The 11,527-nt window shown below is 48.4% G+C and carries 10 protein-coding genes; 4 read left to right on the plus strand and 6 right to left on the minus strand.

Annotated features, from left to right (window positions below; all coding sequences use genetic code 11):
• Positions 1–266: 266 nt before the first annotated feature.
• The 4 genes from MCG46_RS16270 to MCG46_RS16285 all read right to left on the minus strand — a co-directional run bounded on the left by MCG46_RS16270 (position 267) and on the right by MCG46_RS16285 (position 4,897).
• On the minus strand, positions 267–1,634 hold the full coding sequence (locus MCG46_RS16270; RefSeq protein ID WP_240280910.1) for a sulfatase family protein: 1,368 nt from the start codon (positions 1,632–1,634) through the stop codon (positions 267–269).
• Positions 1,635–1,636: 2 nt separating this feature from the next.
• Positions 1,637–3,181: a DUF3604 domain-containing protein gene (locus tag MCG46_RS16275; protein ID WP_240280911.1), complete on the minus strand. Its 1,545-nt coding sequence runs from the start codon at positions 3,179–3,181 to the stop codon at positions 1,637–1,639.
• A gap of 116 nt (positions 3,182–3,297) precedes the next feature.
• Positions 3,298–4,110, minus strand: a complete 813-nt coding sequence (locus tag MCG46_RS16280) for a PTS system mannose/fructose/sorbose family transporter subunit IID (RefSeq protein ID WP_240280912.1) — start codon at positions 4,108–4,110, stop codon at positions 3,298–3,300.
• Positions 4,103–4,897: a PTS mannose/fructose/sorbose/N-acetylgalactosamine transporter subunit IIC gene (locus MCG46_RS16285; RefSeq protein WP_240280913.1), complete on the minus strand. Its 795-nt coding sequence runs from the start codon at positions 4,895–4,897 to the stop codon at positions 4,103–4,105. The genes MCG46_RS16280 and MCG46_RS16285 overlap by 8 nt, the downstream gene beginning before the upstream one ends.
• A 202-nt stretch (positions 4,898–5,099) precedes the next feature.
• Here MCG46_RS16285 and MCG46_RS16290 point away from each other — a divergent pair, with 202 nt between their 5' ends.
• Positions 5,100–5,825, plus strand: coding sequence for a GntR family transcriptional regulator (locus MCG46_RS16290; RefSeq protein ID WP_240280914.1), 726 nt, complete (start codon positions 5,100–5,102; stop codon positions 5,823–5,825).
• Positions 5,826–6,115: 290 nt separating this feature from the next.
• Here MCG46_RS16290 and MCG46_RS16295 read toward each other — a convergent pair whose 3' ends face one another.
• Together MCG46_RS16295 and MCG46_RS16300 are read right to left on the minus strand one after the other, a co-directional pair.
• Positions 6,116–6,931 carry a TraX family protein gene (locus tag MCG46_RS16295; protein WP_240280915.1) on the minus strand — a complete coding sequence of 272 codons (816 nt, stop codon included), beginning with the start codon at positions 6,929–6,931 and terminating at the stop codon, positions 6,116–6,118.
• Positions 6,918–7,295 carry a helix-turn-helix transcriptional regulator gene (locus MCG46_RS16300; RefSeq protein ID WP_240280916.1) on the minus strand — a complete coding sequence of 126 codons (378 nt, stop codon included), beginning with the start codon at positions 7,293–7,295 and terminating at the stop codon, positions 6,918–6,920. Before MCG46_RS16300 ends, MCG46_RS16295 begins: the two co-directional genes overlap by 14 nt.
• 385 nt (positions 7,296–7,680) lie before the next feature.
• Here MCG46_RS16300 and MCG46_RS16305 point away from each other — a divergent pair, with 385 nt between their 5' ends.
• From MCG46_RS16305 to MCG46_RS16315, 3 genes are all read left to right on the plus strand, one after another.
• Positions 7,681–8,238 carry a nitroreductase family protein gene (locus tag MCG46_RS16305; RefSeq protein ID WP_240280917.1) on the plus strand — a complete coding sequence of 186 codons (558 nt, stop codon included), beginning with the start codon at positions 7,681–7,683 and terminating at the stop codon, positions 8,236–8,238.
• A 181-nt stretch (positions 8,239–8,419) separates the two neighbouring features.
• Positions 8,420–10,978 (plus strand): heavy metal translocating P-type ATPase, encoded by a 2,559-nt coding sequence (locus MCG46_RS16310; RefSeq protein ID WP_240280918.1) that lies wholly within the window; start codon positions 8,420–8,422, stop codon positions 10,976–10,978.
• Positions 10,979–11,245, plus strand: coding sequence for a metal-sensing transcriptional repressor (locus MCG46_RS16315; RefSeq protein WP_020225536.1), 267 nt, complete (start codon positions 10,979–10,981; stop codon positions 11,243–11,245).
• The last annotated feature ends 282 nt before the right edge of the window (positions 11,246–11,527 follow it).

Below are 11,527 nucleotides of genomic sequence, written 5' to 3' on the forward strand. Positions count from 1 at the left end.
CCGCAGCATAAGATCCATGGATCTCAGACTGAATATCTCGAACGCATTGAATATTCTGTGTTTCCAGATAAGCATAGAATCAATTTCATGACTTTTCAATGATTTTAAGCCGGTTAACGTATGACTTTTCAATTATATTTTCATCCTAAACTGACCACTTTTCAAAATTTTTCTTCTACATTGAAAAAATCTCCCCTTTTCCAACAGCGATTTACCGCTGCGTACTTAAGAGAGATGGATTTCAATTTAAAGATTTTTCTGTCCGTTTACTGCCACCGTCCGCGCGGATCGTAATCCTGCGGCTCTTTGCTTGAAGCATTGATGCATTCCTTTTTATTGACCTTATACGTCGGCTTCATTTCCAGTTCTCCATCCAAAATGGGATCGTGTGTCCGAAGCTGGAATTCCCGAAGTTTTTTGCGCATTTCTTCCAGAATTTCCTGATACCGCAAGTCCTGCGCCAGATTCTGTCGTTCATCGGGATCATAGTAACAGTCATACAGGGCTTCCATCGGCTTCTGCTGCTGAGCTAAATCGTGACGCATATAGAAATCCTTGGAAAGGGAAGAATCCATGTTCGACAGATTCAGCTTTGTCCAGCTTTCATCATAGTACCGAATGTATTTATACCGGCGTGTACGCACGCAGCGGATCGGCTCATAGCTGGTGTGAAAATTCACTTCGGCAAAAATCTCAGAAATCGGCTCAGCACTCACATCATCAAACACTTCCGCAAACGAGGTGCCTTCCAGATAGTCCGGTTTTTCCAACTTTAACAGATCGCATAAGGTCGGCAGTACATCGACGTGCGAAACCAGAGCGTCGATCACTTGTCCATTCGCCACAGCGTGAGGGACACGCATGATCAGCGAAACCCCGATGCCGCTGTCCGTCAGATTGCATTTATTAAACGGCAGCGCGACGCCATGATCCGTCGTAAACAGCACAATCGTCTTTTCCAGTAAGCCGCTTGCCTTTAACTGGGCAATCACCTTGCCGAAATTCTGATCCATGTAATAGGCAGAAGTCAGAAACTGCGCCTGATCATGCCGTGTTTCCTCATTGTCATCAATGGGAAACGGCGGGCGCACATAGCGTTCATCCACCACCTCACAAATCTCAAGCGGATACGGCCGATGCGTGCTGTGCATGCCATAGCTTAGGAAGAACGGTTCCTCCGGATTGGCCTGTTTCAGCCATTGGCATACGCGATCCGCATTTTCCCCGTCCCACCGATGCAGGTCTTCTTTTTTATAGGCATCCGCGGACGCGGTCAGCACTTCATGATAGCCCAGTTTCCCCGGCGCTTCCCCATCCAGATACCAGCCGGATTCATGCTGAATCCCGCACAGGACGGTGTGATAGCCGTTCCGGCCCAGAAACTGCGCCAGATGACGTTGGTAATCATTTAATCCAAAGCCCCGCTGCGCCAGGCCCAGCATCCCGTTTTGGTGCGGATAGGTGCCCGTCAGCAAGGCTGCCCGGCTTGGCGAACAGGTCGGCCCGGCGCAGTAGGCCTGCGTGAACACCGCCGCCTCCTTCGCAAAGGCCAGTAAGTTGTCCGTCGGCGCCGCAGCCCCATAAGGACTTAACATCCGTCCGCTGTCATGCGTATGGATATACAGAATATTCATGCCTATTCTCCCTTCTTTTCAACAAAGACCGGGCTTGTCCAGGCGCATCCTCCGTTTCTTTCCCAGATCCGTAAGCGCAGATTCTGGACCTCGCTCAAATCCAGTGTTCTTTCCAGCTGCACATGGTAGCCGCTTTCCGGTACAGCCTGACCGATTTTGAATTTATACGCGTTATGCCACCATGGGTCGGTTCGATAATAGTCTGTGAACTGGAAGCGATCTTTAACCAACTGACGGGCTTCTTCTTCCAGTTCGACAACCCGCGAAGTCTTAAGCAGATCTGCCACGGCTAACGGATATTCCACGCCGTCGACAGTCAGAATGACCATTCCGTCCTTTTGCGTTTCGACTTCAAAGATAAAGCCTTCCGTCGTGACTGCCGAAGGACCCATCCACTTGCCGGTCGCCGTTGTCTTGTAGGTTGTTAAATCAAATTCGCAGCGGTTGTCCGTCACATCATGCAGATCCTGGCCAAAGTTGCTCCAGCACTTTTCAATGCTCAGCAGCTTGCCTTGCGGCACTTCCAACGCTCCCTGCCATTGACGGGAAGCGATATCCGGGAAAATCCGGCGGTCAGGGCCCCAGCCGAATTCCACTTTGAACTTAAAGCGGATCGTATCGCCCAGCGGCAGCCGTTCCCAGGTCGAGGTGTGCGGAATCATTTCCACGACCTGATTGTCTTCGATCACTTCGATGCGGTCAATCGCATCGCTGCCGATCACATCCAGAGAAAGCTTGGCTTCCTGATTCGGTTCGATCACATCACCCATCATCCGGCCGTCAACCTGCATCCGAATCTCAATCTTATCCTTAGATACGCCATAGGTATGACGTTTCTGCATCGCGTCCCAAATCGCTTCCTTGGTGTTGTCCTCAGCCAGACAAGCCATGTAGCCGAAACCGTAGACACATGGGGCAGAATGATTGTCGCCGGAAGCGATAACACCAAATTTGTAACCCTTTTCCCAACCGCGTTCAACACAGGTTTCTCCCGTCCGCGGGCCCATGTGGACATGGCGGGTCATTTCAATCGGCCCATTGTCGTTTTCACTGCTGCCATGGGAAGAATAGATTTCCACAAACGGCGAGAAGCTTTCGTCATGCGTTGCCCAGTTCTTGCCGCGATTCTCTAACTGATAAGCCAGATGATGCGGAATGCCAATGACGTCCTTGCCGGCATACGCTTTCACTAAATCCGCATAGCGCAGCGGATATTCCATTTTCTGCAGGTTGTCCTTGCAGAAGACATTGTGATCGCCATCCTGACCAGCTCCCTGCCATTCATATCCCATAAACATCGGGAAACCTTCGGCATTGACCTGATCAGTAAATTGACGCAGAATTTCCCAGTCCTTTTCAATCACATCCAGCGGATATCGATCTTCTACACCCAAGCCGGTTTCATCCTTACGCATTGTATAAGGATAATAGGCAATCGGCCAGAAATCCATTGTCTTTTGTACCTGATCAAACCACTGCGGCAATTCGTTCATCTGTTCATGATGAATGTTGCTGTGCATATCCGTCCAAAGAATCTTATAAGCCATGCGTTTTTTCCTCCCGTTTTTTCGTATCGCTTTTATTTTACTTCTGTTTCATCAGAGAATGAACCGTCATTTTCTGATGAAACAGACAGGCGTATTCACGCCTGACTGTTTTTGAATTACATAATGCCTAACAGAACCATGACGGCAGCCAGACCCAGGATGCCCAGAATCAGCTTGTTGCTGTTCCAGCCCTTGCGGTCAGCCATCAGCCAGCAGCCCACGGTGACCAGCATCGGTACCAGTGTCGGCATGATCTTGTTCAGGATTTCCTGAATGGAAACGGTCATTTCGCCCGCGGTGAAGACAAATTTAATCGGAGCCGCAACCGTTGTGGAAGCGACGCCGCCGATAACGATCAGACCAACCATGGTCAGAGCAGTCGTAATCTTATCTTTGATTTCCTTATTCATTAACAGCTTGACGGCATCCATACCTAAGTCATAACCCTTCATGAACATGAAATATTTTAATGGAATGACCGTACCCAGCCAAGCAATGACAAAGAAGATTGCACCGATCGGGGAACCGCCGGTTGACAGACCAATTGCGATCGAAAGCAGGATCGGGCTGTACGTCCCCATTAAGATCGAATCGCCGATACCGGCAAACGGACCCATCAAGGCATTTTTAGTACCCATGATCAGTTCAGCATCGACTTCTCCGCCATTGGCTCTGGCTTCTTCCAAGGCGATGGTGATGCCTGGAATAACGCTGCCTAACTGCGGTTCTGTGTTGAAGAACTGCATATGCCGAGTCAATGCGGCTTTTAATTCTTCCGGATTATCTCCATATAATTTTTCCAAAGGTTTCGACATCGTATGGCAGAAGGCCAAACCCTGCATACGTTCAAAGTTCTGCGCGCAGTGGTGGAAGAACATCCACGTCCATGCGGCGTTCTTAACGTCCTTGCGGTCCAGTTTCTTACTCATCGTAATCTCCTCCTTCATCTGTGGAAGCGCCAGCACTGGCTCCGTTATATTTAGCCATAACAAACAGCAGCGCAACGCCGACAGCCATGATGGTCAGTGCCGTTGTGGTCATGCCTGTAGCCTGGGTAATGATCCAGCCCATTAAGAACAGAACGATCATCCACTTTTCGGCAACGATCTGCTTCAGCAGCAGCGCGAAGCCCAGAGCCGGAAGCATCTTGCCGGCAACCTGCAGGAATTGCAGAACGATTGGCGGCAGAGCATGTAAGATTGCTTCCGCAGCCGGAGCGCCGAAGTAGCAGGCAATGGTGACAACGGTAACCCGTTCAACCAAATGCAGAATTGTACCGCACAGATTGTTGCGGGCAATACCCGAAACGTTGCCCTGTTCCGCACACTTGTCGCCCTGGTGTACCCAGTACGAGTTGACAGTCATCGTGAAGTTATGCATTGCGGTTCCCAAAGCGCCTAATGGAATCGCCAGGGCAATCGCCGCTTCCGCACCGCCGCCGGCCACCATCGCTAACGGAATACCGATGAACGCCGCATAGTTGACATCCGATGGCATCGCACCGCCGGCAACAATCTGACCCAGATACATAGCCTGAACGGCAACGCCGCACAATACGCCGGTGGTGACGTCCCCCAAAATCAAACCGACGATGGCGCCAGCCACCAGGGGTCTGCCAACACAGTAGAATCCGCCAGTCGTGCCAAACAGCCACGGTACCTGGTTTCGGCCGAGATAAGCAAAGATGCCTATCAGAAGTGCCTGAATTAAAGACATAAGTTTTTCCTCCCTATTTCTCATAAACCTCTTCAGGTTTATTGCCATTATCATTGTATTATCATTATCTTAACTTATCAATACAAATTTTGCGTTTTTTGGAAAAATAATGCATATTTTGTAAATTTGTATTATATTAAACCCCTTTCTTTCTTGATATAGTAATACAAATATGCTATGATTGGCCCAGAAGGTGAAATTCATGGCAGCTGCAAAACAAACACGCATCCCACGTTACAAACAAATTGAGAACGATTTAATTGATAAAATCAACAGTGGTGTTTACGTCACTGATGATCTGCTTCCCACCGAAGCCGAATTATCCAAAGAATACAACGTATCACGCGTTACCGTCCGTCAGGCTTTAGGCAATCTGACTACGAAAGGTTATATTTACCGCAACCAAGGCAGCGGTTCCTTCGTCGCCAAACCCAACGTCATTCAGCGTACCCCGCTGATCAAAAGCTTCAGTGATGATATGCGGGATATGGGCAAAATTCCAAGTTCCATTGTCAATACCTTTTCTGTCACTACGGCAGGCAAAACCGTAGCGCGGATTCTGGGCATCCGGCCGGAAGACCGAATTTATTATATTGAACGCACACGTATGGCAGACGATGTTCCGATTATGTTTGAGCGCACTTATATGGCTGTCGATCTGCATCCGGATATGTCGATTAAGATTCTGGAATCCTCAAAATATGACTATGCTGAAAAAAAAGGTTACGATATCGACTGTGACTACCAGAATATCTCAGCGATCTTTCCCCCTGAATACATTGCGGAAATCCTGCGCTGCGATCCGAAGATGCCGATCATCAAAATTGCCAATACTGTTTACATGAAAAGCGGACAAATTTTTGACTTCGATGAACTGTATCTGCATCCTGAACTGTACCAGCTGAACATTGTTAAACGCCGGGAATAATCTCGGCGTTTTCTTTTCATATAAGATTTTGAATGACAGAATTTCTGAATATCTGTTCCTGTGCTTTCTTGAATGATTTCTTCAAAAATCGTTGAAAAAGGGTGAATTTTCAGTTAATCATTCATTTTCAGTTTACCCTGTCATAATCATGATATAATATCAGTCATTTTCAAAGCTGATTTTTGAACGATTTTATTAAAAAGCACCCGTAAACTGTGAAATTTAGATTTATCTTTCATTTTCAATTTTTTTCGGTATATTGTGCTATAATTATTGGCTGTTTTGCAGCTTTATAAAACCCAGGCAGAGATGAGATAGAGAAGGCCTAAATGAACGGGATAGAATAGATAGAAGAAATTCTTCATTCCTTTTCCGCGCTCACCATTATACATCGCCATCCCAATCGCAGCCAAAGCCATCAGACATTGAATTCTGCCGCCGGCAATACCTACAACGAAAGATAAAAGCAGCAGACAAAGAATCTGTATAATCCTATGCTCTCTGAAAATGTAGAAAACCAGGCCTAAAACAACAAGTGAAAATCCACCTTCAACCGTCAGAATATTGGGGATAAGCAAAGCGATAGCTGAAAGAAGCTGAATGGTTGAAGCCGGAATGTGTTGATTGAACGACAACAAGGCAACAAAGTAAATCGGAAGCGCGCACAAAATCGGAATGAAACAGCACAGAACAGCCTTTGCGATTTTTCCAGGGGATTTTTTCTGAACGCCTTCCTTAAACCAATCCCAAAATAACATATAGAGTCCTGCGACAAAGAAAGTGCTGAATGCGTTATTCATCAATACAACATTTTCATTGGGAACGATTCTTTGCAGCACAAGTGTAAAAAGCGTCATTGCCCAGCTCGCAACCAGAAGCCGCTGCAAATACTTCTTCTTACTGCGGGTATAATGAAAACTCTCGGCAGCGGCAAATAAGAATAAAGGAAATACCGGCCGGCCCAACATCGTCATCCACAGAGGAGCGCCGGCAGCGGCGAACATCTGATGAATATGATCGATCAGCATCAATCCCGCGGCAATCAGCTTCAATGTCGTCACGTCTAAAATCTGCCACCTGTGGCTGTTCAGTTTAATCCCCGACATTTTTTCCACCTCCGGTACTGACATTTTTCAGCAGTTCTTCCGCGGATATTCCATACAGCTTGGCAAGCGCCAATAAATTGGAGGTGCTGGGGTCAACGATGCCGTTTTCCCATTTGGACACCGCCTGCCGGCTGACGCCCAGAGTTTCTGAAACAAATTCCTGAGTCATCTTACAGCGAAGTCGATTTTCCTTAAGCTCCTCGCCTAAAGTTTTTTTCATCGCGCTTTTTTCTTCACGAACATCCTTGGAATGAATATATTTCTTCAAGGCTTTAATAATTAAGACAAGCAAATAAAGGGCTACGGCTGACGCCGCAATCAAAAACCCAACATACAAAAGTGCCGCTGCTTTATAAATCGTCATCTTCCTTCTCCTTTCAAAGATTTCTGGCTTTATTGTAAAGAAGGATTGAAGTAGCGTCCACCACTTATTGCGCACTTATCCGTTGATTTCTGGTTGCCTATGCGGTTTTTCTTATGGTGGAATACTTTTGTAGGAAAAAACAGAAGAGAGGCGATTCATTCCAGGAGGTATCAAAGGCAGAATGCCGAAAATCAGAAATGACTGAATCGTCCCTCTGTTATTAATATTGCGCAAAATTGAAAAAAGCCCCGCAAGTTTTTTAAATTATTGAAAATTTTTTAAATTTCCTCGGCATCAGCATGATTTATCCTAAGAATTTCATGTTTTTCTCTGCCAAATCCCTTACAATAAAATCAGGCTTACAAATAAGCAGGAGGGTTCAGTGATGGAATTAGAAGAAGTGATCCGACAGCGCAGAAGCATTCGCAAATTTAAATCAACACCCATTGAAGAAGCAAAACTGGAAAAGTTAATTGAAGCCGCAAGGCTATGTCCATCCGCCAAGAATCGTCAGCCATGGCAGTTCATGATTTTAAAAGCTGAAATCAAAGATCAGATTGCGGACATCATGCTTCAATTATTTGAATCCCATGATGAGAAACTGCCGGGCTATGTCAACAGCTCTCGATACACAGCCGAAATCATCAAAACAGCTCCAGTGTTAATCCTAGTCTTAAGAGAAGCGGATGAACTGTGGACAACCGGTGATTTGTTATCCATCGGCGCAGCGATTGAACATATCGGATTGGAGGCGGTGAACCTGGGTCTGGGTTCGTTATGGATTCGGGATACAGAATATACTGAGAAGGAAATCACAGAATTGATCGGCTATCCAGAACTACAGCTAGTCTCCGCCATCGCTCTGGGTTATCCGGCAGAACACCCTGAACCCCGCCCGCGCAAACCGCAGGAAGCGCTATTGCTTCACTATCGCAAACATTAAGCGACAATGCTGATTTACTTTTATAAAACGACTGAATGAATTATCCGTTTCGTTTCATCCTAATAAAGAGCTTTATGGAAAAGCGCCCAAAAAAGAGAAGGCATCATCATTGACAGAAAAAGCGATGTGCGATATTCTAAAGCTGCACACCCCCTAGGGGTGGGGTATGAGAGGTGATGGAATGAAAAAAACCTACGATGTGACAGGGATGAGCTGTTCCGCCTGCAGCGCCGCTATTGAGCGCAGTGTACGCAAGCTGGATGGGTTAGAACAATGCGATGTTAATTTATTAGCCAATAAGATGACCGTCAGCTTTGATGAAAATCAGCTCAGCAGTGAAACAATTATGCAGACTGTGGAACAGGCGGGATATCACGCGGAAGAACATGGCGCTCCGACCGCTTCCGCAAAACCAGCAGCAGAGAATCCGATGGAAAAACAGATGAAAACGATGAAGAACCATCTGATCATCTCGGTTATCTTTATGCTTCCCCTGTTTTACCTGTCGATGGGTCACATGATGGGATGGCCGCTGCCGTCCTTCTTCCTCGGTCATGCGAATACGATGAACTTTGCGCTGACGCAGTTCTTGTTATGCCTGCCGATCGTGATCGTGAACGGGCATTATTTTACCCATGGTTTTAAAAATTTATGGCGGCGTTCGCCGAACATGGATTCGCTGATCGCCATTGGCTCCGCCGCAGCGATTATCTACGGCATCATCGCTCTGTATGAAATCGGCATGGGCCTGGGGACAATGGATATGACCAAAGTTCACAGCTGGGCGATGGATATGTACTTTGAAACGTCCGCGATGATTCTGACTTTGATCACGTTGGGCAAATATCTGGAGACCCGTTCCAAAGGCAAGACCTCAGAAGCGATTGCCAAGCTGATGGATTTAGCGCCGAAGACCGCCTGGGTTCTTCGTGGTGAAGACTTCACGGAAATTCCGGTCGAAGAGGTTCGGCCAGGGGACCATATCCGTGTCAAACCCGGACAAAGCGTGCCGGTAGACGGCGTGATCGTAAAGGGCAGCGCGTCCTTTGATGAATCTGCCATCACTGGGGAAAGCATTCCGGTTGAGCGCACGGTCGGTGAAAAAATCATCGGCGCCATCGTCAATAAAAGCGGTGTCGTGGAGATGGAAGCCACGTTAGTCGGGGAAGATACGACCTTATCGCAGATCATTCGTTTAGTTGAAGAAGCGTCCTCTTCCAAAGCACCGATTGCCAAGCTGGCGGATAAAGTCAGCGGCGTCTTTGTGCCGGTCGTCATCACAATTGCGATCGCGGCCGCTGTGATCTGGCTGGTTTTGGGAGAATCAATCAGTTTTGCGGTTTCAATCGGGATCGCTGTGCTGGTGATTTCTTGTCCTTGTGCTTTGGGCTTAGCCACGCCGACGGCGATTATGGTGGGAACGGGCAAAGGGGCAGAGAATGGAATTTTGATCAAATCCGGCGAAGCGCTGGAAACCGCCCATTCCCTTCAGACCGTGATCCTGGACAAAACCGGTACGGTCACGACCGGTAAGCCGGAAGTTGTCGAGGTCGTCGTCTTAGGTGAAAGCGAGAGTGCCTTACTGAACACTGCGCTGTCCCTGGAAATTGTTTCTGAGCATCCGCTGGCGGAAGCCATCGTTCGTTATGCGAAGCAGCAAAATGCCTCTGCCAAACCAATCGAACAGTTTGAGAATATCGCCGGACAGGGGATTTCAGCTGCGATTGACAATCAGCCCTGCGCCGCCGGCAATCTTAAAATGATGCAGGCAATGGGGCTGGCCGATACGCAGATCGAAGAACTGCATCACCAAGCCGCCAGTCAGGGCCGAACGCCTTTGTTCATTGTCCAAAACGGTGCAATTCTGGGCATGATCGCGGTTGCGGATACCATTAAACCAACCAGCCGGGCAGCCGTAGCGGAACTGAAACGCATGGGGATCGACGTCGTGTTGTTAACCGGCGATAATCCGCAGGTCGCTCAGGCGATTGCCCAACAGGCTGGAATTGACAAGGTGATCGCTGAAGTCCTGCCTTCCGATAAGCAGCAGGTCGTCAGTCAGGTTCAGGCCGAGGGCCGCAAGGTTGCAATGATCGGCGACGGCATCAACGATGCTCCGGCACTGGCACAGGCCGATGTTGGAATTGCGATCGGCGCAGGAACCGACGTCGCAATTGAATCCGCGGATATCGTCTTGATGAAAAGCGATCTGTGGGATGCGGTCACGGCGATCAAGCTGTCCAAAGCGGTTCTGCGCAATATCAAGCAGAATCTGTTCTGGGCTTTGATCTACAACAGCATCGGCATTCCGCTGGCCGCCGGCGTCTTCATTCCGATGTTAGGCTGGAAGCTGAATCCGATGTTTGGCGCCGCCGCGATGAGCTTAAGCTCCGTCAGCGTCGTTTCCAATGCCCTGCGGCTGAAATTGTTCTCCAGCCCACGGCCAAATGAACCGAGTGAAGCCACATCGGCGCCTGCTCTGCAGACGACCGTCACAAAAATCGAATCGATAACAAAAGGAGAAAAGAACATGACAAAAACAATGATCATCAACGGAATGGCCTGCGCCCACTGCAAGGCCCGCGTCGAAGCCGCACTGAAAGCGGTGGCCGGTGTCGACAATGCGGAAGTAACTTTGGAAGAAAAGAAAGCCGTCGTTTCCTGCAGTCAGCCTGTCGAAGACAGCGCACTGATTCAAGCGGTCACGGATGCCGGCTACGAAGTCGTTTCCGTTGCGTAGATGAAAGCTGATGCTGCACGCACCCTGCAGCTGTTAAAAACAGCCCGGGGTCAGATTGACGGAGTTATCCGGATGGTCGAAGACGACCGCTACTGCATCGACATTTCCAACCAGATCCAGGCTGCTTCTGCGATTTTAGCCAAGGTCAACCAGGAGATCCTAAGCGCCCACATTCACGGCTGCGTTAAAGAAGCGATGCAGGAACAGCCGGAACAGGCGGAGGCCAAGATTGAAGAAGTGCTGGCGATTCTGGATCGGTGCTTATAAGACTGTCAGAATGATGAATAACCCCCCAGGTTCGGAAATTTCCGAACCTTTTCTCTGGGCAAAATCCGGTTGAGAGGAATCCTGACCAGCCCGCTTTACGCCGTTCTCAGCACAGACAGCCGCTACAACCCGATATGGCGATTCATCGATTTTTGACGGAAGATGCAAGATTTTACGTTCCCGCGAAAAGCGGTTTTGGCAGTGAACCGCCGCCGTGGTATAATAAAATTATGAATAACCCGCAAGGAACAGTCGGCCTGTTATCCCCGCGGGAAGCCTTCC

Source organism: Holdemania massiliensis (assembly GCF_022440805.1).
GTDB classification, from domain to species: domain Bacteria; phylum Bacillota_I; class Bacilli_A; order Erysipelotrichales; family Erysipelotrichaceae; genus Holdemania; species Holdemania massiliensis_A.